We start from the raw sequence: 26,661 nt of genomic DNA, 5'->3' as shown, positions 1-26,661 counted from the left end.
TCCGACCATGACAGCACAGGACGAATGGCTGCGCGTTGAGGCGCTCGATATCGAGGCGCAGGGCGTGGCCCGCAATGCCGAAGGCAAGGTGGTCTTCATCGAAGGCGCATTGCCCGGCGAGGAAGCCCTGGTCACCGTGGGCCGGCGCAAGAACAACTGGGAGCAGGCCAGCCTGCGAGAGCTGCGCAGTGAAAGCGCGCAGCGCGTGAGCCCCGGCTGCCCGCACTTCGGCCTGCATGCCGGGGCCTGCGGCGGCTGCAAGATGCAGCATCTGCATGCGGCCGCGCAAGTGGCCATCAAGCAGCGCGTGCTGGAGGACAACCTGGCCCACCTGGGCAAGGTCAAGCCCGAGCGCGTGCTGCGCCCGATCGAGGGCCCGACCTGGGGCTACCGCCTGCGCGCCCGGCTGTCGGTGCGCTATGTGGCGCGCAAGGAAACCGTGCTGGTGGGTTTCCACGAGCGCAAGTCGCGCTACGTGGCCGACATGCGCGAGTGCCATGTGCTGCCCCCGCGCATCAGCGCCATGCTGATGCCGCTGCGCGCGCTGGTGGGCGCGATGGATGCGCGCGACACGCTGCCGCAGATCGAGCTGGCCGTGGGCGACCAGGTCACCGCGCTGGTGCTGCGCCACCTGGCGCCGCTGTCCGACGCCGACCGCCAGCGCCTGCGCGACTTCGCGGCTGAGCATGGCGTGCAGTGGTGGCTGCAGCCCAAGGGGCCGGACACCGTGCACCTGCTGGACGACGGGGGCGAGGAGCTGGCCTACACGCTGCCCGAGTTCGGCGTGACGATGCCGTTCAAGCCCACCGACTTCACCCAGGTCAACCACCAGATCAACACCGTGCTGGTGGGCCGCGCGCTGCGCCTGCTGGAGGCCCAGGCCGACGAGCGCGTGATCGACTGGTTCTGCGGCCTGGGCAACTTCACGCTGCCGATCGCCACCCGCGCGCAATCGGTGCTGGGCATCGAGGGCAGCGAGACCCTGGTCGAGCGCTCGCGCCAGAACGCGCAGCGCAATGGCCTGGCCCACAAGACCCGCTTCGAGGCACGCAACCTGTTCGAGCTGACGCCCGACGACCTGGTGGCCTGGGGCCAGGCCGACCGCTGGCTGGTGGATCCGCCGCGCGAAGGCGCCTTCGCGCTGGCCAAGGCGCTGGGTGACCTGCAGCAGGCGCCGCGCGCCGACTGGACACCGCCGCGGCGCATCGTCTATGTCAGCTGCAACCCGGCCACGCTGGCGCGCGACGCCGGCCTGCTGGTGCATGTGGCGGGCTACCGCTGCGTGGCGGCGGGTGCGGTGAACATGTTCCCGCACACCGCGCACGTCGAGAGCATCGCGGTGTTCGAGCGCTGAGGCGCGCGCCTCAGGGCAGCAGCATGCTGCGCACGCCGCGCCAGGTCAGCAGGCTGCCTGGCAGGCGGCGTTCGTTCAGGATGTCGCTGAGCTTGGCCAGGATGCGCGGGCTCTGATTGGCTCGCCAGACCATGATGTTCAGCAGCCAGGGATGGCGGTTGAAGCTGGCGGCCTGGCGGTACATGTCAAAGCGCGGCTTCAGCGCCTGCAGGCTGGCGCGGTAAGCGGCCTCCACGGCGGCGGCGTCATCGGGGTGGGCAATCAGCGCCTGCGCTGCGGCGATGCCGGTTTCCATGGCCTTGCCGATGCCCTCGCCCGAGAACGAGTAGGTGGCGCCCACCGCGTCGCCCACCACCAGCACACCGGGCGCGGTCCAGGTGGCGCCCTCCAGGTCGCAGCGCAGCGGCGCGCCCTTGAGCTCGCCCACCATCGTGCCCTCTCGGACCAGGCGCGCGGCCACCGGGTCGATGGCCACGAAGTCATCGAACATGCGGCGCAGGTTGCGCGGCGGCTTGCCGCGGTCCTCGTCCAACTGGCCGACCAGCACGCCGGTGCCCAGGTTGTAGGTGTGGTCAGGGCCTTCGAAGATCCAGCCATAGCCATCGCGCAGCGTCGGGTGCCAGACGAAACGCAGTCCGCCCACGGCTGCCGCCATGTCGGGGTCGGTGTGCCGGACATAGCCACGGATCGCCATGCAGCTGGGCGACTTGCGCTGGCACAGGCCGAGGGCCGCCAGCGGGCCGGTGCCGGCCCCGGTGGCCAGCACCAGCCAGCGCGCCGTCAGCGGTCGCTGGGTGTGGCCGTCGTCCAGCAGCGCGCCGGTGACGTGACCGCTGTCGCCGCGCAGCGGCGCCACAAAGCGCGCCGGCGCCGCATGCAGCGCGCCAGCGTCTACCGCGGCGCGGCAGAGCAGGGCGTCCAGCTCGCGCCGTGGCAGCACCGCCAACTCGCCCGCCACGTCCACATGCCGGCCATTGGGCGCCAGACAGCGTGCCGCGGCCGCGCCCTGGGCCCGCTGCAGCACCTCGTCGATCACGCCCAGGCGGCGCAGCGCAGCATGGGTGTCGGGCACCAGGCCGTCGCCGCAGGTCTTGTCACGCGGAAAGGTCTGGGCATCGACCAGCACCACCGAGCGGCCAGCCTGCGCCAGCACCCGCGCCGCGGCGCTGCCGGCCGGGCCGCTGCCCACCACCAGCACGTCGGTGGCGTCGGGCAGGCGGCTCAGGGGCTGGTTCCAGTTGGGCATGGTCAAACGGGTGGGATGTCTGGCGCCGCATTGTGCCGCGCGCCAGGCATGAAAAAGGGGCCCGAAGGCCCCTTGGTGCTTGCGGCCAGGCCGCGTCAGTCGTCGCTGCCGAAGATGCCCAGCAGGCTCAGCAGGCTCTGGAACACGTTGTAGATGTCCAGGTAGATCGCCAGCGTGGCGGTGACATAGTTGGTCTCGCCGCCGTCGATGATGCGCTTGATGTCATAGACCATGAAGGCCGAGAACAGGCCGATGCACAGCACCGACACCGTCAGGAACAGCGCACCCGACTGCAGGAACACGTTGATGATGCCGGCGGCGAAGATCACCAGCGCGCCCACCATCAGGAACTTGCCCATGCCCGACAGGTCGCGCTTGATCACGCTGGCCAGCGTGGCCATGGCCAGGAAGACCAGCGCGGTGCCGCCGAAGGCCGTCATCACCAGCGTCGGGCCATTGCCCTTGGCCAGCACGAAGCCCAGCAGGCGCGACAGCATCACGCCCATGAAGAACGTGAAGAGCAGCAGGAAGCCGACGCCAGCGGCGGAGTTCTTGGTGCGCTCGATCGCGAACATCAGGCCGAAGGAGCCGGCCAGGAAGACCACCAGCGACACCACCGGGCTCAGGCCGCGCATCAGCCCGGTGCTCACACCCAGCCAGGCGCCCATCACGGTGGGCACCATGGACAAGGCCAGCAGCCAGTAGGTGTTGCGCAGCACGCGGTTGCGCTGGGCGGCCAGCGAGCCCGAGCCGGTCGAGAGGCCGGGGAAGGTTTGCAGGCTGTCGTTCATCAAAGAACCTCCAAGGGGTTGCCAGTCTGTGGGTTGCAGGCGGTGACCCGCCTCAGGGCTTCAGACCCTGGGTGATCATTCTAGTTCCCCGCTCGCCGCGGGCGCCTGGCCGAGGGGTCTTTCCAACGTGGACCTGACAGTCGAGCCGGTCTTTCAGGCTATAATCAGCGGGTTTACCCCAAAACAAGCCACCCAGCGAAACGACGTTTTCGGAAACTTCCTGCCAAGCCCATGGCCACCCCCTGAAACGTCGCAGGACGGGGGTCGCCTGGCGGGCGAGGGGCTGGGTGCGCGAACACCGGAGTTCCCCTTGTTGCCCGTCCTCGCTCCCGCTCTCCTCGCGCTTGCTGACGGCACGGTTTTTCGTGGCACCTCGATCGGCGCGGCCGGTCACACGGTGGGTGAAGTGGTGTTCAACACCGCGCTCACCGGCTACCAGGAGATCCTCACCGACCCGAGCTACTGCCGGCAGATCGTCACGCTGACGTATCCGCACATCGGCAACTACGGCGTCAATGACGAGGATGTCGAAGCCACGAAGGTCCATGCCGCCGGCCTGATCATCAAGGACCTGCCGGTCCGCACCTCCAACTTCCGCCAGACCCGCACGCTGGGCGAGTACCTGCAGGCCGAGGGCACGGTGGCGATCGCCGACATCGACACCCGCCGCCTGACCCGCGTGCTGCGCACCACCGGTGCCCAGAACGGCTGCATCGCCACCTTTGCCGCCGGCCACACCATCAGCGATACCGATGTGGCCGACGCCGTGGCCCGGGCCCAGGCCGCGCCCAGCATGGCCGGGCAGGACCTGGCCCAGGTCGTCAGCGCCGAGCAGTCCTACCCCTGGACCGAGACCGAATGGCAGCTTGCGCGCGCCGATGGCACGCCGGGCTACGGCACGCTGACCGATGCGAAGTACCACGTCGTCGCCTATGACTTCGGCGTCAAGCGCAATATCCTGCGCATGCTGGCCGAGCGGGGCTGCCGCGTGACCGTCGTGCCCGCCAAGACCCCGGCGGCCGAGGTCCTGAAGCACCAGCCCGACGGCATCTTCCTGTCCAACGGTCCGGGCGACCCGGAACCCTGCGACTACGCGATCGCCGCCGCCCGCGAGCTGATCGAGTCCGGCATCCCCACCTTCGGCATCTGCCTGGGCCACCAGATCATGGCGCTGGCCTCGGGCGCCAAGACCTTCAAGATGAAGTTTGGCCACCACGGCGCGAACCACCCGGTGAAGGATCTGGACAACGGCCGCGTGTCGATCACCAGCCAGAACCACGGCTTCACGGTCGACGAGAAGACCCTGCCGGCGAATCTGCGTGCCACCCATGTCAGCCTGTTCGACGGCACGCTGCAGGGCCTGGCCCGCACCGACAAGCCGGCTTTTTGCTTCCAGGGCCACCCGGAAGCCTCGCCGGGTCCGCACGACATCAGCTACCTGTTCGACCGTTTCACCACCCTGATGGATCAGGCCCGCGCCTGATCGGCCCCATGCTCGGTATCACCGACCTCAGCACCTACTTGCTCGGCACGATTGCGATCGTGCTGCTGCCGGGCCCGAACTCGCTGTTCGTGCTGTCGGTGGCGGCGCGCCGCGGCGTGCGGCCCGGCTATGCCGCGGCCTGCGGGGTCTTCGTCGGCGACACCGTGCTGATGACCCTGGCTGCGCTGGGGGCTGCCTCGCTGCTGAAGGCCGTGCCGGCGCTGTTCCTGCTGATCAAGGTGGTGGGGGCCAGCTACCTGGCCTGGGTCGGGATCCAGCTGCTGCTGGGTGCGCTGCGCCGCTGGCGCGGCGAGGTGGCGCCGGTCGACGAAAGCCGGCTGGACCTGAGCCAGCCGTTTCGCAAGGCGCTGGTGATCAGCCTGCTCAACCCCAAGGCCATCCTGTTCTTCGTGTCCTTCTTCATCCAGTTCGTCGACCCCGCGTACCCGTGGCCGGCGCTGACCTTTCTGGGCCTGGGCGCGATCGCGCAGGCCTGCAGTGCCGTCTACCTGTCGGTGCTGATCTTCGCGGGGATGCGGCTGGCTGCCGCCTTCGCCGCCCAACGCCGCACCGCCAGTGCGGCCGCCTCGGGCGTTGGCGCCCTGTTCCTCGGCTTTGGCGCCAAGCTCGCCACCGCCAGCCTCGGCTGATGCCCGCCCGATTCAAATAAAGACAAGACCATGCCCAAGCGTTCCGACCTCCAGAGCATCCTCATCATCGGCGCCGGCCCGATCATCATCGGTCAGGCCTGCGAGTTCGACTACTCCGGCGCCCAGGCCTGCAAGGCGCTGCGCGAGGAGGGCTACAAGGTCATCCTGGTCAACAGCAATCCGGCGACCATCATGACCGACCCCGACACGGCCGATGTCACCTACATCGAGCCGATCACCTGGCAGGTGGTCGAGAAGATCATCGCCAAGGAGCGCCCGGACGCCATCCTGCCCACGATGGGCGGCCAGACCGCGCTGAACTGCGCGCTGGACCTGCACAAGCATGGCGTGCTGGCCAAGTACCAGGTCGAGATGATCGGTGCCAATGAGCACGCGATCGAGAAGGCCGAGGACCGGCTGAAGTTCAAGGACGCGATGACCAAGATCGGCCTGGGCTCGGCCAAGTCGGGTATCGCGCACAGCATGGAAGAGGCCTGGGGCGTGCAGAAGAGCATCCAGGCCGAGATCGGCGGCTCGGGCTTCCCCATGGTCATCCGCCCCAGCTTCACACTGGGCGGCACCGGTGGCGGCATCGCCTATAACCCGGAAGAATTCGAAGAGATCTGCAAGCGCGGCCTGGACCTGTCGCCCACCAACGAGCTGCTGATCGAAGAGTCGCTGATCGGCTGGAAGGAATACGAGATGGAAGTGGTCCGCGACAAGGCGGACAACTGCATCATCGTCTGCTCGATCGAGAACCTCGACCCGATGGGCATCCACACCGGCGACTCGATCACCGTGGCCCCGGCCCAGACGCTGACCGACAAGGAGTACCAGCTGCTGCGCAACGCCTCGATCGCCATCCTGCGCGAGATCGGCGTCGACACCGGCGGCTCCAATGTGCAGTTCTCGATCAACCCGGACACCGGCCGGATGATCGTCATCGAGATGAACCCGCGCGTGTCGCGCTCGTCCGCGCTGGCCTCCAAGGCCACGGGCTTCCCGATCGCCAAGGTCGCGGCCAAGCTGGCGGTGGGCTACACGCTCGATGAGCTGCGCAACGACATCACCGGCGGCGCCACGCCCGCCTCGTTCGAGCCCTCGATCGACTACGTGGTCACCAAGATCCCGCGCTTCGCCTTCGAGAAGTTCCCCGCGGCTGATGCGCACCTGACCACGCAGATGAAGTCCGTGGGCGAGGTGATGGCGATGGGCCGCACCTTCCAGGAATCGTTCCAGAAGGCCCTGCGCGGCCTGGAGACCGGCATCGACGGCCTGACCGAGCGTTCTACCGACCGCGAGGAGATCGTCGAGGAGATCGGCGAGCCCGGTCCCGAGCGCATCCTGTACGTGGGCGATGCGTTCCGCATCGGCATGAGCCTCGACGAGATCTTCGAGGAAACCGCCATCGACCCCTGGTTCCTGGCGCAGATCGAGCAGATCATCCAGGCCGAGACGGCGGTCAAGGCGCGCACGCTGGAGAGCCTGTCCAGGGACGAGCTGTATTTCCTCAAGCGCAAGGGCTTTTCCGACCGCCGCCTGGCCAAGCTGCTGGGCACGAACCAGCATGAAGTGCGTGCCAAGCGCCACGCGCTGAATGTGCGCCCGGTCTACAAGCGGGTGGACACCTGCGCGGCCGAGTTCGCCACGCAAACCGCCTACATGTACTCCACCTACGACGAGGAGTGCGAGGCGGCACCTACCGACAAGAAGAAGATCATGGTGCTGGGCGGCGGTCCGAACCGCATCGGCCAGGGCATCGAGTTCGACTACTGCTGCGTCCATGCGGCCCTCGCCATGCGCGAGGACGGCTATGAAACCATCATGGTCAACTGCAACCCCGAGACGGTGTCCACCGACTACGACACCTCGGACCGCCTCTACTTCGAGCCGGTGACGCTGGAAGACGTGCTCGAGATCGTGGCCAAGGAGCAGCCGGTCGGTGTGATCGTGCAGTATGGCGGCCAGACCCCGCTGAAGCTGGCCCTGGATCTGGAGCGCGCCGGCGTGCCCATCATCGGCACCACGCCCGACTCGATCGACATCGCCGAAGACCGTGAGCGCTTCCAGCAACTGCTGCACACCCTGGGCCTGAAGCAGCCGCCCAACCGCACGGCGCGCAACGAAGACGACGCGGTGCGCCTGGCCAACGAGATCGGCTACCCGCTGGTGGTGCGCCCGTCCTATGTGCTGGGTGGCCGGGCGATGGAAATCGTCCACGGCGACAAGGATCTGGAGCGCTACATGCGCGAGGCGGTGCGCGTCTCCGAGAAGTCGCCGGTGCTGCTCGATCGCTTCCTCGATGACGCGATCGAGGTGGATGTGGACTGCATCGCCGACGCCTCGGGCGCGGTGATGATCGGCGGCATCATGGAGCACATCGAGCAGGCCGGCGTGCACTCGGGCGACTCGGCCTGCTCGCTGCCGCCGTACTCGCTGCCGGCCGCGCTGCAGGACGAGCTGCGCCGCCAGACCGCTGCCATGGCCAAGGCGCTGAAGGTGGTGGGGCTGATGAACGTGCAGTTCGCCATCCAGGGCGACGGCGCCGACGCCGTGGTCTACGTGCTGGAAGTCAACCCGCGCGCCTCGCGTACCGTGCCCTTCGTCTCGAAGGCCACCGGCCAGCCGCTGGCCAAGATCGCCGCGCGCTGCATGGCCGGCCAGCTGCTGGGGGACCAGACCGGCATGGGCGGCCGGGCGCCGCACGAGGTGATCCCGCCGTACTTCAGCGTCAAGGAAGCGGTCTTCCCGTTCAACAAGTTCCCGGGCGTCGACCCCATCCTGGGCCCCGAGATGCGCTCCACCGGCGAGGTGATGGGCGTGGCCTACAGCTTCGGCGAGGCCATGCTCAAGAGCCAGCTGGGCGCCGGCAGCCGCCTGCCCAGCAAGGGCACGGTGGTCATCACCGTCAAGAACAACGACAAGGACCGTGCGGTCAAGGTGGCCTCGGAGCTGATCAACCTGGGCTTCCAGGTGGCCGCGACCAAGGGCACGGCTGCAGCCATCGCCGAGGCCGGCATCCCGGTCAAGGTGGTCAACAAGGTCAAGGACGGCCGGCCGCACATCGCCGACATGATCAAGGGCGGCGAGGTCCAGCTGGTGTTCACCACCGTGGACGAGACCCGCACCGCGATCGCCGACAGCCGCTACATCCGCACCGCCGCGCTGGCCAACCGGGTGACCTACTACACCACGATGGCCGGCTGCGAGGCTGCCACCGAGGCGCTGAAGCACCAGGACGACATTGGCGTGCTGTCGCTGCAGGAGCTGCACACGGCCCTGGTCTGACCGGCCCGGACTGCACTACACTCCTGCCCATTGCATGGCCGCCGCCCACCGCCCGATCGGGCCGTGGCGGCGGTTTGCCTTTGTAGAGACCCTTCATACACCCGACATGAGCACCATCCCCCTGACCAAGCGCGGCGCCGAGAAGCTGAAGGACGAGCTGCACCGCCTCAAGCACGTCGAGCGCCCGGCTGTGGTGCAGGCCATCGCCGAGGCCCGCGCCCAGGGCGACCTGTCCGAGAACGCCGAGTACGACGCCGCCAAGGACAAGCAGGGCTTCATCGAGGGCCGCATCCTCGAGATCGAGGGCAAGCTCTCGGCCGCGCAAGTCATTGACCCCTCCAGCCTGGATGCCGGCGGCAAGGTGGTGTTTGGCGCCACCGTGGACCTGGAAGACGAAGAGAGCGGCAAGTCCGTGACCTACCAGATCGTCGGCGACGACGAGGCCGACCTGAAGCTGGGCCTGATTTCGATCAGCTCACCCATCGCCCGCGCGCTGATCGGCAAGGAAGCCGGCGACGTGGCCGATGTGCAGGCACCGGGTGGCGTGCGCTCCTACGAGATCGTCGCGGTCCGCTACGAGTGATCCGCGCGGCCGCCTTCACCCGCCGCTTCGTGCCCGGGCTGTGGGCCGGGGTGTTGCTGTGCATTGCGCTGATCGCCACGCCGGCGCCCTTTGCCACGCTGGTGCAGGCCGACGCCGGCCGGGTGGTGGCACGCATCTTCGCGCAGGAGGCCTGGCTGAGCATCGGCCTGGGCGGCCTGCTGCTGATGCTGGAGCGCCGTGCTGCCGCCGAGGTGGCCGAGGCCGGGCGAGGCAGCCAGTTCACACTGGAGATGGGCCTGACGCTGCTGGCGCTGGGCTGCACCGTGCTGGGCTATTACGGCCTGCAGCCGATGATCGCGGCGGCCAAGGCCGGCCAGCCCACGCCGCTGGGCTTTGCAGCGCTGCATGGTCTGAGCTTCGGCCTGTTTGCGGTGAAGATCGTGGCGGTGACGGCGCTGGCCTGGCGGGCCGCGCGCGCCCCGGTCACTGGCTCTGGGCCTTCTTCTTGACGCTGGTGGCGCGCTTCTTGGCGCGCTTGATCTGGCCCCCCGCGGTCAGTCGCTCGTTGCCGTGCACGGTGACGGTCTGCACGATCGGTCGAGGGCTGCCCTTGCGGGCAAAGGTGACGAGCTTGACCGTGCGCGAGCCGCGCTTGGGCTCCTCGGGCACGGCCTTGGCCTTTTCGGGCATCGGGCGCCACAGCACCAGCAGCTTGCCGATGTGCTGCACCGGGGCCGCGTCCAGCTGGTCGGCCAGCTGTCCCAGCACGGCTTCGCGGCCGGCGCGGTCGTCCGAGAAGACACGCACCTTGATCAGGCCATGGGCCTTCAGCGCGGCGTCGGTCTCCTTGATGATGGCGGGGGTCAGGCCATCGGCACCGATCATCACGACCGGGTCGAGGTGGTGGGCCTCACCGCGCAGCTCTTTGCGGCGGGCGGGCGTCAGTTCAATCGCAGGCATCGTGGCATTATCCCCCGGGGTTCAAGACCAATGAAAGTCCAGACCAAGAGCAAGAAGGTGAACAAGGCATGGCTGCACGACCATGTCAACGATCCCTATGTGCGCCAGGCGCAGAAGGACGGCTTTCGCGCCCGCGCCGCCTACAAGCTCAAGGAGATCGACGAGGCCTTCGGCCTGGTGCGTCCCGGGCAGGTGGTGGTGGATCTGGGTGCCGCGCCCGGCGCCTGGAGCCAGTACCTGCGCCGCCGCTTCGCGCCCAAGGCGGCCGGCAGTGGCGGTGCGGCCAGTGGCGCGCTGGACGGCACCATCATCGCGCTCGACCTGCTGGAGATGGAGCCGATTGACGGCGTTCAATTCATTCAGGGCGATTTTCGCGAAGATTCGGTGCTGATGCAGCTCGAAGCCGCACTGGGCGATCGGGCCGTGGACCTCGTGGTGTCGGACATGGCGCCCAATCTGTCGGGCGTGTCGAGTGCCGACGCCGCGCGCATTGAACACCTGGTCGAGCTGGCCGTCGATTTCGGCCGCCAGCACCTGCGGCCGCAGGGCGCGCTGGTCGCCAAGGTGTTCCACGGTGGCGCCTACGACCCGCTAGTGGCGCTGTTTCGCGACAGCTTCCGGGTGGTCAAACCCTTCAAGCCGAAGTCCTCGCGCGACAAGTCGGCCGAGATTTTTCTGGTGGGGATCGGCCTGAAAACGCCGGCCTGACCCCGGTTATCCGGTGCTGGACGACCTGTCCACGCGCACAGTCAGGGAACTTGAGGGGCGTAGAATCGACCCTATATGCGGTAAGACGCGGGCGGCGGAGGGCCGTTGCCGGTGTCTGATGGCAAGAAGGAGCCGCGGTGAACAATCAATGGGTCTCGAAAATTGCAGTGTGGCTGGTGATCGCCTTGGTGCTGTTCACCGTCTTCAAGCAGTTTGATCGGGCCGCTGTCTCGGGCAGCCAACTGAGCTACTCCGAGTTTCTTGAAGAGGTGCGCAGCAAGCGCATCAAGAGCGTCACGATCCAGGAGGGTCCGGGCAGCGTCGAGATTTCGGCCAAGACCACCGACGATCGCAACATCCGCACCACCGGCACCTACCTCGACCGCGGCCTGACCGGCGACCTGATCGCCAACGGCGTCAAGTTCGACGTGCGCCCGCGCGACGAGCCCTCGCTGCTGCAGAGCCTGCTGCTGTCCTGGGGCCCGATGCTGCTGCTGATCGGCGTCTGGATCTACTTCATGCGCCAGATGCAGGGCGGCGGCAAGGGCGGGGCGTTCAGCTTCGGCAAGTCCAAGGCCCGCATGCTGGACGAGGCCAACAACTCCACCACCTTCGCTGACGTCGCCGGCTGCGACGAGGCCAAGGAAGAGGTCAAGGAGCTGGTCGACTTCCTGAAAGACCCGCAGAAGTTCCAGAAGCTGGGTGGCCGCATCCCGCGCGGCGTGCTGCTGGTCGGCCCTCCGGGCACCGGCAAGACGCTGCTGGCCAAGGCGATCGCCGGCGAGGCCAAGGTGCCGTTCTTCAGCATCTCGGGCTCTGATTTCGTGGAAATGTTCGTCGGCGTGGGCGCGGCCCGCGTGCGCGACATGTTCGAGCAGGCCAAGAAGAGCGCGCCCTGCATCATCTTCGTCGATGAAATCGACGCGGTGGGCCGCCACCGCGGTGCCGGCCTGGGTGGCGGCAACGACGAGCGCGAGCAGACGCTCAACCAGATGCTGGTCGAGATGGACGGCTTCGAAACCAACCTGGGCGTGATCGTGATGGCGGCCACCAACCGGCCCGACATCCTGGATCCGGCGCTGCTGCGCCCGGGTCGCTTCGACCGCCAGGTGTATGTCACGCTGCCCGATGTGCGCGGCCGTGAACAGATCCTCAATGTGCACATGCGCAAGGTGCCGATCGGCCAGGACGTCAAGGCCGATATCCTGGCCCGTGGCACGCCGGGCTTCTCGGGCGCCGATCTGGCCAACCTGGTCAACGAGTCCGCGCTGTTCGCTGCCCGCCGCAACGCCCGCGTGGTCGAGATGATCGACTTCGAGCGTGCCAAGGACAAGATCATGATGGGCCCTGAGCGCAAGTCCATGGTCATGCCCGAGGAAGAGCGCAAGAACACCGCTTACCACGAGGCGGGCCACGCCCTGGTGGCACGCCTGATGCCCAAGACCGACCCGGTGCACAAGGTCACCGTCATTCCGCGCGGCCGTGCGCTGGGCGTGACGATGCAACTGCCCGAGGGCGACCGCTACAGCATGGACAAGGAGCGCATGCTCTCGACCATCTCGGTGCTGTTCGGCGGCCGCATCGCCGAAGAAGTGTTCATGAACCAGATGACCACCGGCGCCAGCAACGATTTCGAACGCGCCACCGCCATCGCCCGCGACATGGTCACCCGCTACGGCATGACCGACGAGCTGGGCCCGATGGTCTACGCCGAGAACGAGGGTGAGGTCTTCCTGGGTCGCTCGGTCACCAAGACCACGCACATGTCCGAAGAGACGATGCGCAAGGTTGATCAACAGATCCGCAAGATCATCGACGAGCAGTACTCGATCGCCCGCCGTCACATCGAGGAGCATCAGGACAAGATGCACGCGATGGCCAAGGCCCTGCTGGAATGGGAAACCATCGACAGCGAGCAGATCGACGACATCATGGAAGGCAAGCCGCCGCGCCCGCCCAAGGACTGGACGCCCAGCTCCAGCAAGGGCGGCAATGGCCCGACGCCGCCGGCCCAGGCCGATGGCGCCCCCGCGGCTGCCTGAGCTGCCTGTCCTGCTCTCCTGACGCCACGGGGCCCTGACGGCCCCGTCGGCCTTTTCAACGGCAGCCTCGGACCTGGCCGATGTATTGGCAGACCACCCGATTCCAGATCGATCTGGATCGCCCGCAGGTGATGGGCATCGTCAATGTCACCCCCGACTCCTTTTCGGACGGTGGCAGCCACGCCGGTGAACGCGCTGCGCTGGCCCACTGCGAGCGCTTGCTGGCCCAGGGGGCCGACATTCTGGACATTGGTGGCGAGTCCACCCGGCCCGGTGCGCAGCCGCCCACCCTGGACGAGGAGCTGGCCCGGGTGGTTCCGGTCGTGCGCCAGGCTGTGCGCCTGGGCGTGCCGGTCAGCGTGGACACCAGTCGCCCCGAAGTGATGGACGCGGTGCTGGCGCTGGACGCCGACATCATCAACGACGTGCGCGCGCTGCAACTGCCCGGGGCGCTGGAGCGCGTGGCCGCGCACGGCAGTGTGGGCCTGTGTCTGATGCACATGCAGGGTCAGCCGGACACCATGCAGCAGCGCCCAAGCTACACCGACGTGGTCGGCGAGGTGCGCGACTTCCTGGCCCGGCGCCTGCACGCGGTGCGCATGGCCGGCGTTGTCGATGCGCGCATCACCCTGGACCCGGGTTACGGCTTCGGCAAGTCGCTGGAGCACAACCTGGCCCTGTGGCAGGGCCAGGCCGCGCTGTGCGAGCTGGGGCCGCCGCTGCTGGTGGGCTGGTCCCGCAAGGGCACGCTGGGCCAGCTGACCGGGCGGCCGGTGGGCGAGCGCCTGGTGCCCAGCGTGGCCGCGGCACTCGCCTCGATCGCGCGGGGCGCACGCATCGTGCGCGTGCACGATGTGGCAGCCACGGTCGATGCGGTCAAGGTCTGGTGTGCGGCCGGTCTGGGTGGACCGATGGCCCACTGACAATCAGGGCCGACGAAGAACAACACAGGAGAGAGAGTCATGTCGCGCCAGTACTTCGGCACCGATGGCATCCGTGGCACCGTGGGCCAGGCGCCCATCACCGCCGATTTCGCGCTGCGCCTGGGTCATGCTGTCGGCCGCGTGCTGCGTGCCGGGCGCACCAAGGGCCCGCGCACTGTGCTGATCGGCAAGGACACCCGTATTTCGGGCTACATGCTGGAGTCGGCACTGGAGGCTGGATTTGCCTCGGCCGGCGTCGACGTGCTGCTGACCGGTCCGCTGCCCACGCCGGGTGTCGCCTACCTGACGCGGGCGCTGCGCCTGGACCTGGGGGTGGTGATCAGCGCCTCGCACAACCCCTACCCGGACAACGGCATCAAGTTCTTTTCGGCCCGCGGCCAGAAACTGTCCGATGACTGGGAGCGCTCGGTCGAGCTGGCGCTCGAGGAAGAGCCGCAGTGGGTGGGCTCGGCGCAGCTGGGCAAGGCGCGCCGCCTGGGCGACGCTGAAGGCCGCTACATCGAGTTCTGCAAGACCACGGTCAGCGGTGACCTGACGCTGCGCGGCCTGAAGCTGGTGGTCGATGCCGCGCACGGCGCCGCCTACCATGTGGCGCCGGCGGTCTTCCATGAGCTGGGTGCCGAGGTCACCAGCATTGGCGTGTCGCCCAACGGCACCAACATCAATGACGGCTTTGGCGCCACTGCGCCGCAGGCGCTGCAGGCCGAGGTGCTGGCACGCGGCGCCGATTTCGGCATCGCGCTGGATGGCGACGCCGACCGCCTGCAACTCGTTGACCGCAGTGGCCGCCTGTACAACGGCGACGAGCTGCTCTACGTGATGGCCATGGACCGGCTGGCCCAGGGCGAGTCCGTGCCGGGCGTGGTCGGCACGCTGATGACCAACATGGGCATCGAGCTGGCGCTGCGCCGCCGCGGCCTGGATCTGGTGCGCGCCAAGGTGGGCGACCGCTATGTGCTGGAGGCATTGGCACAGCGCGGCTGGATCCTGGGAGGCGAAGGCTCGGGCCACCTGCTGGCCCTGGACCGGCACAGCACCGGCGACGGCATCGTCAGCGCCTTGCAGGTGCTGCAGGCGGTGCGGCACAGCAACCGCTCGCTGCCCGAGCTGCTGGTCGATGCACCGCTGTTCCCGCAGACCATGATCAACGTGCGCCTGCCTGAAGGCTCGGACTGGCAGTCCAATGCCCATCTGGCCTCAGAGACCGAAGCCGTGCGTTCAGCGTTGGGCCTGGGAGGGCGGGTGCTGATCCGCGCTTCAGGCACCGAACCGGTGCTGCGGGTCATGGTCGAGACCGCCGACGCGGCGCTGGCCCGCCAGGCGGCTGAGCGGCTGGCAGCCGCAGCACGAGCCGCCTGAGGGCGATTGGATGTCATGATGAATATGTGACGGTCAGATGACGCCATGAGGCGTCTGTGACATCGATGTCACGACTCTGTCACAAGCCCTCCCTACAGTGTCAACAAGCCGGCAAGGCCGGCGCCTGTGACCTCTGGAAAGGGTTTCCCATGCTGACTTCTACGATTCGTGCTTCCTTGACCTGTGCGCTGCTGGCCATGTCCGGTGCTGTGGCTGCCCAGGACGTGACCGGTGCGGGTGCGACGTTTCCGGCGCCGTTGTACGCCAAGTGGGCCGATGCCTACAACAAGGCCACCGGCGCACGGGTGAACTACCAGTCGGTCGGCTCGGGCGCCGGCATCAAGCAGATCAAGGCCAAAACGGTGGACTTTGGCGCCTCCGACATGCCCCTGAAGGACGAGGACCTGGCAGCGGACGGCATGGTTCAGTTCCCCACCGTGATCGGTGGCGTGGTGCCGGTGGTCAACATCAAGGGGCTGCAGCCTGGCCAGATGAAGCTGACCGGCGCCGTACTGGGCGACATTTTCCTGGGCAAGATCACCAAGTGGAACGACCCGGCCATCACCGCGCTGAACCCGGGCGTGTCGCTGCCGGATGGCGACATCTCGGTGGTCCGTCGTGCTGACGGTTCGGGAACGACCTTTGTCTTCACCAACTACCTTTCCAAGGTCAATGCCGAGTGGAAGGCCAAGGTGGGCGAGGGCACCGCCGTCAACTGGCCCACTGGCGCCGGCGGCAAGGGCAACGAGGGTGTGGCTGCTTATGTGCAGCGCCTTCCGAACTCGATCGGCTATCTCGAGTACGCCTATGTGAAGCAGAACAAGATGACCTACACGGTCATGAAGAACCGCGATGGCCAGTTCGTGCACCCGAGCGATTCGGCCTTCAAGGCCGCAGCGGCTGGTGCTGACTGGAAGAAGTCCTTCTACCAGATCACCACCGAGCAGCCCGGCAAGGATGCCTGGCCGATCACCAACCCGACCTACATCCTGATGCACAAGTCTCAGGCCAAGCCCGAGATTGCTGCTCAGGTGCTGAAGTTCTTTGACTGGACCTACCAGAACGGCGACAAGGCGGCCGACGATCTGGACTACGTGCCGCTGCCTGACGTCGTCAAGCAACTGGTGCGCGACGTTCAGTGGAGCCAGATCAAGGACGGCTCCGGCAAGGCCATCGCGGTCAAGTGATCGCGCTGGGGGAGCCGCCGACCCTCGGCGGCGCCCCCGCATTGGAGACTGCTCGTGAGCGCTACACTCCCCGCCAGCCCTGACGCCTTTGGTGCCCCCCCCATGGATCGAAGCACGCCCACTGGCGGTCCGCGTCCCACCTCGGTCCGCGCCCCTTGGGCCGACCGGCTTTTCTCGCTGGCGGCTCATTCGGCCGCCTGGCTGACCCTCATACTGCTGATCGGCATCCTGGTCTCGCTGTTGGTCGGCGCCATGCCTGCCATCCGCGAGTATGGCCTGTCCTTTCTTTGGACCAGCGAATGGGACCCAGCGGCTGAGCGCTTCGGCGGCCTGGTGATGATCTATGGCACGCTGATGACGTCCATCATCGCGCTGGTCATTGCCGTGCCGGTGAGCTTCGGCATCGCGCTGTTCCTGACCGAGCTGTCGCCGCAGTGGCTCAAGCGCCAGCTGGGCACGGCGATCGAGCTGCTGGCGGCGGTGCCGTCCATCGTCTATGGCATGTGGGGCCTGATGGTTTTCGGGCCGCTGCTGGCCACCTACGTGCAGCAGCCGCTGCAGGCCGCCTTCAAGGGCGTGCCGGTGCTGGGCGCGCTGGTGTCGGGCCCGCCGGTGGGCATCGGCCTGCTGTCGGCCGGCATCATCCTGGCGATCATGGTCATTCCGTACATCGCCTCGGTGATGCGCGATGTGTTCGAGGTGACGCCGCCGATGCTCAAGGAGTCCGCCTATGGCCTGGGCTCGACCACCTGGGAGGTAGTCTGGAACATCGTGCTGCCCTACACCAAGGCCGGCGTGGTCGGCGGCATCATGCTGGGCCTGGGCCGTGCGCTGGGCGAGACCATGGCCGTGACCTTCGTGATCGGCAACATGAACCAGCTGGACTCGGTCTCGCTGTTCGAGGCCGCCAACAGCATCACCTCGGCGCTGGCCAACGAGTTCGCCGAGGCCGGTGAAGGCCTGCACCAGGCGTCGTTGATCTACCTGGGCCTGATCCTGTTCTTCATCACCTTCGTCGTCCTGGCACTGTCCAAGCTGTTGCTGGCCCAGTTGCGCAAGGGTGAAGGGAGCCGTTCATGAGCCGCCTGACCTCGCTGGATCCTGCCCGCCAGGCCAAGCACAAGCGCCGTGGCCGCACCAACACCATCGCGCTGGCCCTGTCGCTGGCAGCCATGGCCTTCGGTGTGTTCTGGCTGATGTGGATCCTCTACGAAACCGTGCGCCTGGGCTGGAGCGGCCTGTCGCTGCAGGTCTTCACCGAGATGACGCCGCCGCCGCAGGAGGCGGTGGGTGGCCTGGCCAACGCGATCTACGGCTCGCTGCTGATGGTCACGCTGGCCACGCTGATCGGCACGCCGATCGGCGTGATGGCGGGCATCTACCTGGCCGAGTACGGCCAGCGCAGCTGGCTGGGCCGCACCACGCAGTTCATCAACGACATCCTGCTGTCGGCACCGTCGATCGTCATTGGCCTGTTCATCTACGCCACCGTGGTGGCGCGCATGAAGAGCTTCTCGGGCTGGGCGGGCGTGCTGGCGCTGGCGCTGATCGTCATCCCGGTGGTGATTCGCCAGACCGAGAACATGCTGAACCTGGTGCCGCACGCGATGCGCGAGGCCGCCTACGCGCTGGGCACGCCCAAGTGGAAGGTGATCAGCTCGATCACGCTCAAGAGCGTGCGGGCTGGCGTGCTGACCGGCGTGCTGCTGGCCATCGCCCGCATCTCGGGCGAGACCGCGCCGCTGCTCTTCACCGCACTGTCCAACCAGTTCTGGACCAGCAGCCTGTCCGAACCGATGGCCAGCCTGCCGGTGACGATCTTCAAGTTCGCGATGAGCCCCTACGAGAACTGGCAGCAACTGGCCTGGGCCGGCGTGTTCCTGATCACGCTGGGCGTGCTGGCGCTCAACATCCTGGCGCGGGTCTTCCTGCGCAACAAGCACTGAACCTGGAGCCCATGACCATGGACGCCAAAGTCAATCTGCCCGTGACCGAGAAGGCCAAGATCTCGGTGCGCGACCTGAACTTCTACTACGGCGCCTTCCACGCGCTCAAGCACATCAACCTCGACCTGCCCGAGAAGAAGGTGACGGCCTTCATCGGCCCGTCGGGCTGCGGCAAGTCGACGCTGCTGCGCACCTTCAACCGCATGTTCGAGCTCTATCCAGAGCAGCGCGCCACCGGCCAGATCCTGGTCGACGGCGAGGACGTGCTGGACAAGCGTCTGGATGTCTCGCTGATCCGCGCCAAGGTGGGCATGGTCTTCCAGAAGCCCACGCCCTTCCCAATGTCGATCTACGACAACATCGCTTTCGGCGTGCGTCTGTTCGAGAACCTCTCGCGCGTCGAGATGGACGAGCGGGTGGAGTGGGCGCTGAAGAAGGCCGCGCTGTGGACCGAGGTCAAGGACAAGCTGGGCCAGAGCGGCTCCGGCCTCTCGGGCGGCCAGCAGCAGCGCCTGTGCATCGCCCGCGGCATCGCGATCAAGCCCGAGGTGCTGCTGCTGGATGAGCCCTGCTCGGCGCTCGACCCGATCAGCACCGGCAAGGTCGAGGAGCTGATCCACGAACTGCGCGACGACTACACCGTGGTCATCGTCACCCACAACATGCAGCAGGCCGCGCGCGTCTCCGACTACACCGCCTACATGTACCTGGGCGACCTGGTCGAGTTCGGACCCACCCGCGACCTGTTCATGAAGCCGACCAAGCGCGAGACCGAGGACTACATCACCGGCCGTTTCGGCTGAGCGTGCAGGAGACATTTCCATGAGCGACAAGCACCTGTCGACCCAGTTCGACGCCGAACTCAGCGGCGTCTCCACCCGTGTGCTGGAAATGGGCGGCCTGGTCGAGGCCCAGGTGGCCCAGGCCATCTATGCGCTGGTCCACTACAGCGCCGAGACCGCCACCCAGGTCCTGAAGATGGAGGAGCGGGTGAACCAGCTGGAGGTCGAGATCGACGCCGACCTCTCGGCCATCATCGCCCGCCGCCAGCCCACCGCGCGCGATCTGCGCCTGCTGATCGCGATCAGCAAGACCATCGGCAACCTTGAGCGTGTCGGCGACGAGGCTGCGCGCATCGCCCGCACCGTGCAGCGCTTGATCAACACCGGCGTCTTCAGCCGCATGAAGCTGCCGGTCAGTGACGTGTCCTTCGAGTCGGAGCTGGCGGTCGCCTCGCTGCGCCGCGCGCTGGATGCGTTCGCGCGGCTGGACACGGTGCAGGCGCTGGAGGTCATCAAGCAGGACAACCAGATCGACCAGGAATTTGACGGCCTGATGCGCAAGCTGATCACCTACATGATGGAAGATCCGCGCACCATCTCGGCCAGCATCGACCTGGTCTTCGTCGCCAAGGCGATCGAGCGCGTGGGCGACCACGCCAAGAACCTGGCCGAGCAGATCATCTACATCGTCAAGGGCACCGACGTGCGCCACAACCCGGTCGAGACCGTGGCCTCGGTCGCCCTGCAGCGCAACTGAGGATGGCCATGACCACGATCCTGGTCGTCGAGGACGAGATCGCGATTGCCGAGCTGATCGCGCTGAACCTGCGCCATGCCGGCTTCGAGGTCACGCTGGCCGAGACCGCCGAGCAGGCCCAGGCTGCGGTTGATGCCGTGCTGCCCGATCTGGTACTGCTCGACTGGATGCTGCCGGGCCAGTCCGGCGTGGCGCTGGCGCGCCGCTGGCGCGCCGACGAGCGCACCCGTGGCCTGCCGATCATCATGCTGACCGCGCGCGCCGAGGAAACCGACAAGGTGGCCGGCCTGGATGCCGGCGCCGACGACTACCTCACCAAGCCTTTCTCCACCCAGGAGCTGCTGGCGCGCATCCGCGCGCTGCTGCGCCGCCGCCTGCCCGAGGCGCTGGACACCGCGGTGGAGCTGGGCGGGCTGACGCTGGATCCGGCCACCCACCGCGTGAGCCGTGCCGGTGTGGAGCTCAAGCTGGGCCCCACTGAGTTCCGCCTGCTGCATTTCTTCATGACCCATCCCGAGCGCGTTCACAGCCGTGCGCAGCTGCTGGACCGGGTCTGGGGCGACCATGTGTTCATCGAGGAGCGCACGGTTGACGTGCACGTCAAGCGCCTGCGCGAGGCCTTGCAGCCGGCGCAGTGCGCGCAGATGATCGAGACCGTGCGCGGCGCCGGCTACCGCATGACGCGGCACGTCGCGATGCCGTCTGCCTGAGGGGGCTGCGGCAGGCATGTTCTGGTTGTTGCCGCGCACTGCGCTGGCGCTGCTGTTCGCGGCGCTGGGCGCCGGACTGGGAGGCTGGCTGGGCGAGGCTTGGGGGCACGGCCGGCTGGGTGCGATGCTGGGCGCCGGGGCGGCGGCCGCACTGGTGGCGCTGGTCGACGGCCTGCGTGGCGGCCGCTTGCTGACCTGGCTCAGCAGTGAGATGCACGACGGCTCGCCGCCGCTGGTGGGCTTCTGGGGCGAGGCCGGCGTGCGCGTCGAGCGGGCCCTGCGCCTGCGCGAGCGGGCGCTGGCCGCCGAGCGCGAGCAGCTCGCCCAGATGCTGGAGGCCATCGACGCGTCGCCCAACGGCGTGTTGCTGCTGGATGCGGCCGACCAGATCGAGTGGATGAACCAGATGGCCGCCGCGCACCTGGGGCTCGACCCCGTGCGCGACCAGCGCCAGCACGTCACCCACCTGGTGCGCGCGCCGGCCTTCGTGGCGCATCTGCAGGCACGCCAGTTCGAGCAGCCAGTGCAGATTCCCGGGCCGCAGGGCAAGGGCCTGCTGGCGGTGCTGGTGCGGCCCTATGGCCAGGGCAAGCGTCTGCTGCTGACCCAGGACATCACCGAGCGCGAGCGGGTGGATGCCACCAAGCGCGATTTCGTCGCCAATGTCTCGCACGAGATCCGCACGCCGCTGACGGTGCTGGCCGGCTTCGTCGAGACCATGGCCACGCTGCCGCTGACCGAGGTCGAGCGCCAGCGCGTGCTGAACCTGATGGGCCAGCAGGCCAAGCGCATGCAGGCCCTGGTGGGCGATCTGCTGACGCTGGCGCGCCTGGAGGGCAGCGCCCGCCCGCCCGCGGACCAGTGGTGCCCGGTGACCCGTCTGACCCAGGTGGTCGAGCAGGAAGTGCGGGCCCTGTCGGCGGGGCGCCACGAGCTGATCGTCGACACCGGCGCCCTGGAGGCGCTGGCCGGGCAGGAGTCCGAGTTGTCCAGCGCGCTGGGCAACCTGGCCGTCAATGCGGTGCGCTACACCCCCGAGGGCGGCCGCATCCAGATCATCGCGCGTCGCGGCGACGACGGCTCGGGCGAGCTCAGCGTGGTCGACACCGGCCCCGGCATCGCCCCCGAGCACCTGCCGCGTCTGGCCGAGCGCTTCTACCGCGTGGATGGCAGCCGCTCGCGCGACACGGGTGGCACTGGCCTGGGGCTGGCCATCGTCAAGCACGTGGCGCAGCGCCACGGCGGTGAGCTGCTGATCGAGAGCACGGTGGGCCAGGGCTCGCGCTTCACGCTGCGCCTGCCGCCGTCACGCGTGCGTGCCGCGGTCACCGCAGCGGTCTGACGCTCAGCGCTCGCGCCGCAGGATCCAGGTCTGTTCCTGGCGGTCGGTGGGGCGCCGCAGCGTGGCCACCAGCCGCCAGCCGTCGATGGCTGGCGCGACGCCGGGCCGACGCCCCTGCAGCACCATGGCATCGCACGGGCCATCCGGGCGCGTATCCACCCGGTAGCGGCCAAACACCTCCAGCGCCGCCACCTGGGTGCGCGGCAGGCCCGGCGCCAGCAGGCACTGGCCGGCCGGCACGATCTCGGTGATCTGCTGCACCAGGGGCCGCAGGCTGCGCGCGTAGTCCAGCGCCGGTAGCCACAGCGTCATCGACAGCAGCCAGGCCAGCGCCACGCCACTGGCCGGCAGCACCAGGCTCTTCCACAGCGGATCGCGGTGGCGGGCGGTGCGCCAGCGCACCAGCCACAGCCAGGCCAGCGTGCCCAGCACCGCCGCCAGCAGCGCCAGCCAGGAGAACTGCGGCACGAAGCCCGGCGCCAGGCGCTGGATATTGGCCAAGGGCTTGGCCGGCACGCCCCAGTGCATCGAGGCATAGACCACCCAGCCCACGATGGCCGCGCCGGTGAAGAAGAACACCGAGAACCAGTCGATCGCCGCGCTGGCACCGCGGTCCAGCGTGGGCAGCGCAAAGGCCGCCAGCACCGCCACGCCGGGCAGCGCCAGCAGCAGCACGCGGTCGTTGCCGTCCATGGCCGCCATCGCCAGCAGCGCCACCAGCGCGCAGCCCAGCGGCACCGCGATGTGGCGCGACTGCAGGTGCCTTCGCCAGCGCCACAGCGTCCACAGCGCCAATGGCCAGGCCGGCCATAGGAACCAGCCGGGCAGACGCACCAGGGCCCACAGGTCGGACAGGCTGTCCGGGCGCACGATGCGCCAGTGCCAGGTGTGCAGCAGCAAGGCCAGCGCGGCCGAGGCCGCGGCACCCATCGCCAGCCAGGGCAGCAGGGCGCGCACGCCCTCGAAGCGGCTGCGCGCGCTGGTGACCAGCGCCACCAGGCCCATCAGCGTGGCGATCGCGGGTGCGCCGCTGGAGGCCAGCGCCACCAGCGCCAGCGGCGCCAGCAACCGGCCCAGCAGCGGCCGGGTGGTGGCCACGGCCAGCGCGAACAGCAGCAGCGCCACCTCGCTGAGCTGGGCCAGCTCGGGCGTGGTCTCGTGGCCCAGCTGCAGCAGGCCCAGGCAGGCGATCAGCGCCAGCAGTGCGCCATCGGCCAGTGCCCGGGCGTAGTCACGCGGTTCGGCCTCGCCGCCAAAGGCAAAGGCCACCGGCTGCGCGGCTTCGGTGCGGGCCAGGTAATAGGTGGCGTACCAGACCAGGGCCAGCGTGGCCGCCAGCAGCAGTGCAAAGGGCAGGCGTGCGGCCAGCGCAGGCCCCAGCCAGCCACCCAGGGCCTGGATGGCCAGCGCGCCCAGCCAGTGCGGCAGCAGCGCCGAGTCGGCCATGCCGCCCACCGGCGCCGGCGCCAGCCAGGACAGCCGCCCCTCGGCCATGCCCAGCATGATGCTGAACGCGGACAGGTCGGCGTTGCGCCAGGGGTCGCGTCCGAACACACCGGGCAGCACATAGGCCGCGCACAGCAGCAGCAGCGGCACGCGCGGCAGGCGCTGTGCGGCGCGCTGCGTGACAAGGGCAGGGGTGGGCGTGCTCACGGATCCGATGATGCACCAGGCATGAAAAAAGGCAGCCGAGGCTGCCTTCTTCGCTGCACGCGTACGGGCAAGAAGGGGATTACTTCTTGATGCCGACGCGGGCGAACTTGTTGCGGAACTTCTCGACGCGGCCGCCCAGCGTGTCCACGCTCTTTTGCTGGCCGGTGTAGAACGGGTGCGACTCGCTGGTGGTTTCCAGCTTGAACAGCGGCACTTCGCGGCCGTCGTCCAGCTTGATGGTTTCCTTGGTCGGCGCGCAGGAACGCGTCACGAACTTGAAGCCGTTGGACAGGTCGACGAAACAGACGTCGCGGTAATTCGGGTGAATGCCGTCTTTCATGGTTCTCTCATCGCTGGTGAGCCGGGAGCCACGCCTGGCCCCATGCCAGCCGTACCTTCGTACATTCGCACTTTCCGACAGCGGAAAAACGCGGAGTATAGCGCATGCGCGGCCGTGCCCTGAAACGACACGACCGCGCCAGGGCGCGGTCGTGCGGGTGATGCGGGGCGAGGGCCTCAGCCGCCGCGGCGCATCATGTCGAAGAAGTCGAGGTTGTTCTTCGACGCCTTCATCTTGTCGAGGACGAACTCCATCGCCTCGATCTCGTCCATGTTGTAGAGCAGTTTGCGCAGGATCCAGGTCTTTTGCATGATCTCGGGCTTGAGCAGCAGCTCCTCGCGGCGAGTGCCCGACTTGTTGATCAGGATCGACGGGTAGACGCGCTTCTCGGCCATGCGGCGGTCCAGGTGGATTTCGCAGTTGCCGGTGCCCTTGAACTCCTCGTAGATGACCTCGTCCATCTTCGAGCCGGTGTCGATCAGCGCGGTGCCGATGATGGTCAGCGAGCCGCCTTCCTCCACATTGCGCGCCGCGCCGAAGAAGCGCTTGGGGCGCTGCAGCGCGTTGGCATCGACACCGCCGGTCAGCACCTTGCCGGAGCTGGGCAGCACGTTGTTGTAGGCACGGGCCAGGCGGGTGATGCTGTCGAGCAGGATCACCACGTCCTTCTTCATCTCGACCAGGCGCTTGGCGCGCTCGATCACCATCTCGGCCACCTGCACGTGGCGGGCGGCGGGCTCGTCGAAGGTGGAGCTGATCACCTCGCCGCGCACGGTGCGCACCATCTCGGTCACTTCTTCCGGCCGCTCGTCGACGAGCAGCACGATCAGGTGGATCTCGGGATGATTGGCCACCAGCGCGTGCGCGATGTTCTTCATCATGATCGTCTTGCCGGTCTTCGGCTGCGCGACCAGCAAGGCGCGCTGGCCCTTGCCGATCGGGGCGATCAGGTCGACGATGCGTCCGGTGATGTTCTCCTCGCCCTTGAAAGCTTCACGTTCCAGCTTGAACGGCTCTTTCGGGAAGAGCGGCGTCAGGTTCTCGAACATGATCTTGTGCTTGCTCTGCTCGGGGGTCAGGCCGTTGACACGGTCGACCTTGACCAGGGCAAAGTAGCGCTCGCCATCCTTGGGCACCCGCACCTCACCCTCGACCATGTCGCCGGTGTGCAGGTTGAAGCGCCGGATCTGGCTGGGGCTCAGGTAGATGTCGTCGGTCGACGCCATGTAGCTGGTGTCGATCGAGCGCAGGAAGCCGAAGCCGTCGGGCAGCACTTCAAGGACGCCATCGCCGAAGACCTGCTCGCCAGCCTTGGCGCGCTTCTTCATGATGGCGAACATCAGCTCCTGCTTGCGCAGGCGCGAAACGTTGTCGATCTCGAGCGCCTCGCCCATCTCGATCAGGGCCGAGACGTGGAGGGCTTTCAGTTCGGAAAGATGCATGGATACACCCTGGGGTGGTCGCCAGCGAAGCACCGCAGGAGCCGGGGCTGGCCGATCGCCGATGTGGATGGGATCACAGGGATCCCGGCCGCGTGGCGCGTGATGAAACCGGGTAGGGGAGGGGGGGCCGGGACAGGTGTTCCGCAAGCGGTCAGGCTGGGCCTGGGCTTGGGGTGGCGGCCATCCGGCGCCTGACGGGGCTCCGGGGTGGCTGATCGGGCGCGAGGCGCGATGCAGCCGTTCCCGGCGCGTCAGGTGCGGAGTATAGGCGAGATCAGAGGTTGCCGTCGAGGAACTGGGCCAGCTGCGCCTTGCTCAGCGCACCGACCTTGGTGGCCGCCAACTGGCCGCCCTTGAACAGCATCAGCGTGGGAATGCCGCGGATGCCGAACTTGGCGGGGATGTCGCGGTTCTCGTCGACGTTCATCTTGGCGATCTGCAGGCGCTCACCGTATTCCTTGGCGGTTTCGTCCAGGATCGGGGCGATCATCTTGCAGGGGCCGCACCACTCGGCCCAGTAATCGACCAGCACCGGCTTGTCGGATTGCAGGACGTCGGCCTCGAACGAGGCGTCGGAGATGTGCTTGATCAGTTCGCTGCTCATGGGGGTGTCCTTCGGGGAGCCGCCAGCTGGGGCGACCGGGCACAATGATTCTGACACAAAGGCCTTGTCCCCGATGCCCGTGCCGATGACCGATCCGACTGCCGCCATGATGCCCCTGGATGAGCACACCTGGGTGCGCTTGGCCGATCGGGTGGGCGACTGGGCGCAGGCCCAGGGCCTGTCGCTGCGCGACGCGGTCTGGCTGCTGCCGTTCACCGCCTTGCTGCCGCCTGCCCGCCGGGCGTTCGTGCGGCGCGGCGGCTGGGCGCCTCGGATCGAGACCGTGGCCACGCTGGCCCCGCAACTGGGTCCGCGCGCCCCGGCCGCTGCCGAGGCCATGGCCAGCGACGCCGTCACCCGCCGGCTGCAGGTGGCGGCGCGGCTGCGCGGCGTCGACCAGGGCGGCTGGGCGCGCCGCGACCCGGCCGGCTTCGCCTGGGCGGTGGCGGCCGTGGTCGACTGTGCCGACGAATGGCACCAGGCGCTGGCGGCGCTGCCGCCGTCGCAGCGCGCCGGCTGGGCGGCCGCG

Annotated in this window: 24 protein-coding genes and 1 pseudogene; 18 read left to right on the top strand and 7 right to left on the bottom strand. The window is 68.0% G+C overall.

Annotation, left to right across the window (positions count from 1 at the left end; all coding sequences use genetic code 11):
- Nucleotides 1-7 precede the first annotated feature (7 nt).
- Nucleotides 8-1,354: a 23S rRNA (uracil(1939)-C(5))-methyltransferase RlmD gene (gene rlmD / locus KAK06_RS20805; RefSeq protein WP_210804093.1), complete on the top strand. Its 1,347-nt coding sequence runs from the start codon at nt 8-10 to the stop codon at nt 1,352-1,354.
- A 10-nt stretch (nt 1,355-1,364) separates the two neighbouring features.
- Here the strand turns inward: rlmD and KAK06_RS20800 are convergent, their stop codons facing one another.
- Both KAK06_RS20800 and KAK06_RS20795 read right to left on the bottom strand, forming a co-directional pair.
- Entirely contained in the window at nt 1,365-2,600 is a 1,236-nt protein-coding gene (locus KAK06_RS20800) for an FAD-dependent monooxygenase (protein ID WP_210804092.1), read from the bottom strand.
- 95 nt (nt 2,601-2,695) lie between these two features.
- On the bottom strand, nt 2,696-3,391 hold the full coding sequence (locus KAK06_RS20795) for a Bax inhibitor-1/YccA family protein (RefSeq protein WP_210804091.1): 696 nt from the start codon (nt 3,389-3,391) through the stop codon (nt 2,696-2,698).
- A gap of 310 nt (nt 3,392-3,701) precedes the next feature.
- Between KAK06_RS20795 and carA the strand changes: the two genes are divergently transcribed.
- From carA to KAK06_RS20770, 5 genes are all read left to right on the top strand, one after another.
- Complete coding sequence (gene carA / locus KAK06_RS20790) at nt 3,702-4,874, top strand: glutamine-hydrolyzing carbamoyl-phosphate synthase small subunit (protein ID WP_210804090.1); 1,173 nt, start codon at nt 3,702-3,704, stop codon at nt 4,872-4,874.
- A gap of 8 nt (nt 4,875-4,882) precedes the next feature.
- Nucleotides 4,883-5,524, top strand: coding sequence for a leucine efflux protein LeuE (gene leuE, locus KAK06_RS20785; protein WP_210804089.1), 642 nt, complete (start codon nt 4,883-4,885; stop codon nt 5,522-5,524).
- A 30-nt stretch (nt 5,525-5,554) separates the two neighbouring features.
- Entirely contained in the window at nt 5,555-8,812 is a 3,258-nt protein-coding gene (carB, locus tag KAK06_RS20780) for a carbamoyl-phosphate synthase large subunit (protein ID WP_210804088.1), read from the top strand.
- Nucleotides 8,813-8,918: 106 nt separating this feature from the next.
- Nucleotides 8,919-9,395 carry a transcription elongation factor GreA gene (gene greA, locus KAK06_RS20775; protein ID WP_210804087.1) on the top strand — a complete coding sequence of 159 codons (477 nt, stop codon included), beginning with the start codon at nt 8,919-8,921 and terminating at the stop codon, nt 9,393-9,395.
- Complete coding sequence (locus tag KAK06_RS20770; RefSeq protein ID WP_310741131.1) at nt 9,392-9,865, top strand: DUF4149 domain-containing protein; 474 nt, start codon at nt 9,392-9,394, stop codon at nt 9,863-9,865. The genes greA and KAK06_RS20770 overlap by 4 nt, the downstream gene beginning before the upstream one ends.
- Here KAK06_RS20770 and KAK06_RS20765 read toward each other — a convergent pair.
- A complete protein-coding gene (locus KAK06_RS20765; protein ID WP_210804086.1) occupies nt 9,840-10,316 on the bottom strand; it encodes a YhbY family RNA-binding protein in 477 nt (158 codons plus the stop codon). The genes KAK06_RS20770 and KAK06_RS20765 overlap by 26 nt on opposite strands.
- A 30-nt stretch (nt 10,317-10,346) precedes the next feature.
- Here KAK06_RS20765 and KAK06_RS20760 point away from each other — a divergent pair, with 30 nt between their 5' ends.
- The 11 genes from KAK06_RS20760 to phoR all read left to right on the top strand — a co-directional run bounded on the left by KAK06_RS20760 (nt 10,347) and on the right by phoR (nt 22,093).
- Nucleotides 10,347-11,024, top strand: coding sequence for an RlmE family RNA methyltransferase (locus KAK06_RS20760; RefSeq protein ID WP_210804085.1), 678 nt, complete (start codon nt 10,347-10,349; stop codon nt 11,022-11,024).
- Between the two features lie 137 nt (nt 11,025-11,161).
- The gene (ftsH, locus tag KAK06_RS20755; protein ID WP_210804084.1) at nt 11,162-13,066 is read left to right on the top strand and encodes an ATP-dependent zinc metalloprotease FtsH; all 1,905 of its coding nucleotides are present in this window, start codon (nt 11,162-11,164) and stop codon (nt 13,064-13,066) included.
- Nucleotides 13,067-13,146: 80 nt separating this feature from the next.
- Nucleotides 13,147-13,989 (top strand): dihydropteroate synthase, encoded by an 843-nt coding sequence (gene folP / locus KAK06_RS20750; RefSeq protein WP_210804083.1) that lies wholly within the window; start codon nt 13,147-13,149, stop codon nt 13,987-13,989.
- Nucleotides 13,990-14,028: 39 nt separating this feature from the next.
- Nucleotides 14,029-15,369: a phosphoglucosamine mutase gene (gene glmM, locus KAK06_RS20745; RefSeq protein ID WP_210804082.1), complete on the top strand. Its 1,341-nt coding sequence runs from the start codon at nt 14,029-14,031 to the stop codon at nt 15,367-15,369.
- A 149-nt stretch (nt 15,370-15,518) separates the two neighbouring features.
- On the top strand, nt 15,519-16,556 hold the full coding sequence (gene pstS, locus KAK06_RS20740; protein ID WP_210804081.1) for a phosphate ABC transporter substrate-binding protein PstS: 1,038 nt from the start codon (nt 15,519-15,521) through the stop codon (nt 16,554-16,556).
- Between the two features lie 102 nt (nt 16,557-16,658).
- Nucleotides 16,659-17,636 (top strand): phosphate ABC transporter permease PstC, encoded by a 978-nt coding sequence (pstC, locus tag KAK06_RS20735; protein ID WP_210804080.1) that lies wholly within the window; start codon nt 16,659-16,661, stop codon nt 17,634-17,636.
- On the top strand, nt 17,633-18,502 hold the full coding sequence (gene pstA, locus KAK06_RS20730) for a phosphate ABC transporter permease PstA (RefSeq protein ID WP_210804079.1): 870 nt from the start codon (nt 17,633-17,635) through the stop codon (nt 18,500-18,502). The genes pstC and pstA overlap by 4 nt, the downstream gene beginning before the upstream one ends.
- A gap of 17 nt (nt 18,503-18,519) precedes the next feature.
- The gene (gene pstB / locus KAK06_RS20725; protein ID WP_210804078.1) at nt 18,520-19,305 is read left to right on the top strand and encodes a phosphate ABC transporter ATP-binding protein PstB; all 786 of its coding nucleotides are present in this window, start codon (nt 18,520-18,522) and stop codon (nt 19,303-19,305) included.
- Between the two features lie 19 nt (nt 19,306-19,324).
- Nucleotides 19,325-20,041 carry a phosphate signaling complex protein PhoU gene (gene phoU / locus KAK06_RS20720; RefSeq protein ID WP_210804077.1) on the top strand — a complete coding sequence of 239 codons (717 nt, stop codon included), beginning with the start codon at nt 19,325-19,327 and terminating at the stop codon, nt 20,039-20,041.
- Nucleotides 20,042-20,049: 8 nt separating this feature from the next.
- The gene (phoB, locus tag KAK06_RS20715) at nt 20,050-20,751 is read left to right on the top strand and encodes a phosphate regulon transcriptional regulator PhoB (RefSeq protein WP_210804076.1); all 702 of its coding nucleotides are present in this window, start codon (nt 20,050-20,052) and stop codon (nt 20,749-20,751) included.
- Between the two features lie 16 nt (nt 20,752-20,767).
- Entirely contained in the window at nt 20,768-22,093 is a 1,326-nt protein-coding gene (phoR, locus tag KAK06_RS20710) for a phosphate regulon sensor histidine kinase PhoR (protein WP_210804075.1), read from the top strand.
- A gap of 3 nt (nt 22,094-22,096) precedes the next feature.
- On the opposite strand, the gene KAK06_RS20705 is transcribed toward phoR, so the two are convergent.
- The 4 genes from KAK06_RS20705 to trxA all read right to left on the bottom strand — a co-directional run bounded on the left by KAK06_RS20705 (nt 22,097) and on the right by trxA (nt 26,132).
- Entirely contained in the window at nt 22,097-23,746 is a 1,650-nt protein-coding gene (locus KAK06_RS20705) for a hypothetical protein (RefSeq protein ID WP_210804074.1), read from the bottom strand.
- A gap of 79 nt (nt 23,747-23,825) precedes the next feature.
- Nucleotides 23,826-24,086, bottom strand: coding sequence for a type B 50S ribosomal protein L31 (locus KAK06_RS20700; protein WP_210804073.1), 261 nt, complete (start codon nt 24,084-24,086; stop codon nt 23,826-23,828).
- A 176-nt stretch (nt 24,087-24,262) separates the two neighbouring features.
- On the bottom strand, nt 24,263-25,528 hold the full coding sequence (gene rho / locus KAK06_RS20695) for a transcription termination factor Rho (RefSeq protein ID WP_210804072.1): 1,266 nt from the start codon (nt 25,526-25,528) through the stop codon (nt 24,263-24,265).
- A gap of 274 nt (nt 25,529-25,802) precedes the next feature.
- Entirely contained in the window at nt 25,803-26,132 is a 330-nt protein-coding gene (gene trxA, locus KAK06_RS20690; RefSeq protein ID WP_210804071.1) for a thioredoxin TrxA, read from the bottom strand.
- Between the two features lie 85 nt (nt 26,133-26,217).
- On the opposite strand from trxA, the pseudogene KAK06_RS20685 reads away from it, so the two are divergent.
- Nucleotides 26,218-26,661: pseudogene (locus KAK06_RS20685) on the top strand (hypothetical protein); the annotation flags it as partial.

Source organism: Ideonella aquatica (genome assembly GCF_018069755.1).
GTDB lineage: Bacteria > Pseudomonadota > Gammaproteobacteria > Burkholderiales > Burkholderiaceae_C > Ideonella > Ideonella aquatica.
The sequence above is the reverse complement of the archived record's forward strand: the minus strand, read 5'-3'. Positions and strand labels throughout refer to the sequence as shown.

Excerpts from the sequence above, each read along its gene's own strand:
- folP (WP_210804083.1), top strand. The coding sequence starts at position 13,147 with ATGTATTGGCAGACCACCCGATTCCAGATCGATCTGGATCGCCCGCAG.
- pstC (WP_210804080.1), top strand. The coding sequence starts at position 16,659 with ATGGATCGAAGCACGCCCACTGGCGGTCCGCGTCCCACCTCGGTCCGC.
- rho (WP_210804072.1), bottom strand. The coding sequence starts at position 25,528 with ATGCATCTTTCCGAACTGAAAGCCCTCCACGTCTCGGCCCTGATCGAG.
- greA (WP_210804087.1), top strand. The coding sequence starts at position 8,919 with ATGAGCACCATCCCCCTGACCAAGCGCGGCGCCGAGAAGCTGAAGGAC.
- trxA (WP_210804071.1), bottom strand. The coding sequence starts at position 26,132 with ATGAGCAGCGAACTGATCAAGCACATCTCCGACGCCTCGTTCGAGGCC.
- phoR (WP_210804075.1), top strand. The coding sequence starts at position 20,768 with ATGTTCTGGTTGTTGCCGCGCACTGCGCTGGCGCTGCTGTTCGCGGCG.
- KAK06_RS20800 (WP_210804092.1), bottom strand. The coding sequence starts at position 2,600 with ATGCCCAACTGGAACCAGCCCCTGAGCCGCCTGCCCGACGCCACCGAC.
- pstS (WP_210804081.1), top strand. The coding sequence starts at position 15,519 with ATGCTGACTTCTACGATTCGTGCTTCCTTGACCTGTGCGCTGCTGGCC.
- KAK06_RS20700 (WP_210804073.1), bottom strand. The coding sequence starts at position 24,086 with ATGAAAGACGGCATTCACCCGAATTACCGCGACGTCTGTTTCGTCGAC.
- rlmD (WP_210804093.1), top strand. The coding sequence starts at position 8 with ATGACAGCACAGGACGAATGGCTGCGCGTTGAGGCGCTCGATATCGAG.
- KAK06_RS20795 (WP_210804091.1), bottom strand. The coding sequence starts at position 3,391 with ATGAACGACAGCCTGCAAACCTTCCCCGGCCTCTCGACCGGCTCGGGC.
- phoB (WP_210804076.1), top strand. The coding sequence starts at position 20,050 with ATGACCACGATCCTGGTCGTCGAGGACGAGATCGCGATTGCCGAGCTG.
- glmM (WP_210804082.1), top strand. The coding sequence starts at position 14,029 with ATGTCGCGCCAGTACTTCGGCACCGATGGCATCCGTGGCACCGTGGGC.
- KAK06_RS20760 (WP_210804085.1), top strand. The coding sequence starts at position 10,347 with ATGAAAGTCCAGACCAAGAGCAAGAAGGTGAACAAGGCATGGCTGCAC.
- phoU (WP_210804077.1), top strand. The coding sequence starts at position 19,325 with ATGAGCGACAAGCACCTGTCGACCCAGTTCGACGCCGAACTCAGCGGC.
- pstA (WP_210804079.1), top strand. The coding sequence starts at position 17,633 with ATGAGCCGCCTGACCTCGCTGGATCCTGCCCGCCAGGCCAAGCACAAG.
- carB (WP_210804088.1), top strand. The coding sequence starts at position 5,555 with ATGCCCAAGCGTTCCGACCTCCAGAGCATCCTCATCATCGGCGCCGGC.
- KAK06_RS20765 (WP_210804086.1), bottom strand. The coding sequence starts at position 10,316 with ATGCCTGCGATTGAACTGACGCCCGCCCGCCGCAAAGAGCTGCGCGGT.
- pstB (WP_210804078.1), top strand. The coding sequence starts at position 18,520 with ATGGACGCCAAAGTCAATCTGCCCGTGACCGAGAAGGCCAAGATCTCG.
- leuE (WP_210804089.1), top strand. The coding sequence starts at position 4,883 with ATGCTCGGTATCACCGACCTCAGCACCTACTTGCTCGGCACGATTGCG.